Below are 468 nucleotides of genomic sequence, written 5' to 3' on the forward strand. Positions count from 1 at the left end.
GGCGCTCGCCGCCGTCTGCGGTGCCGCTGTGGAGCCCTAGACGGCGGCCTTCTTGAGGCGGCGCCGCTCGCGCTCGGAGAGGCCGCCCCAGATGCCGAAGCGCTCGTCGTTGGCGAGGGCGTACTCAAGGCATTCGGAGCGGACCTCGCAGGCGAGGCAGACCTTCTTGGCCTCGCGGGTGGAGCCGCCCTTCTCGGGGAAGAAGGACTCGGGGTCGGTCTGGGCGCACAGTGCGCGCTCCTGCCAGCCGAGTTCCTCGTCCGCGTCGTCGACCAGCAGTTGCTGCACCAGCTCGGTCATGTGCGCCCCTCGTCCGTCTTTCGCGTCCCCGTGATGTGGCCGTTACCGTTCCGGCTGAACGACACGAGTGAAATTACAAGTGTGCTGCTCCGGGCGAGTCAAGCCGAGATCTGCTATTGGGCCCCTTATTCACTCTGCGGAACCAAGGCCATGCGGTAAGTGTTCAAA

Annotated in this window: 1 protein-coding gene; it reads right to left on the reverse strand. The window is 66.0% G+C overall.

Annotated elements, in window-relative coordinates:
• Positions 1-36 precede the first annotated feature (36 nt).
• The gene (locus RNC47_RS36555; protein ID WP_003975777.1) at positions 37-300 is read right to left on the reverse strand and encodes a WhiB family transcriptional regulator; all 264 of its coding nucleotides are present in this window, start codon (positions 298-300) and stop codon (positions 37-39) included.
• Positions 301-468 lie beyond the last annotated feature (168 nt).

Source organism: Streptomyces millisiae, from assembly GCF_031845425.1.
Taxonomy (GTDB): Bacteria; Actinomycetota; Actinomycetes; order Streptomycetales; family Streptomycetaceae; genus Streptomyces; species Streptomyces millisiae.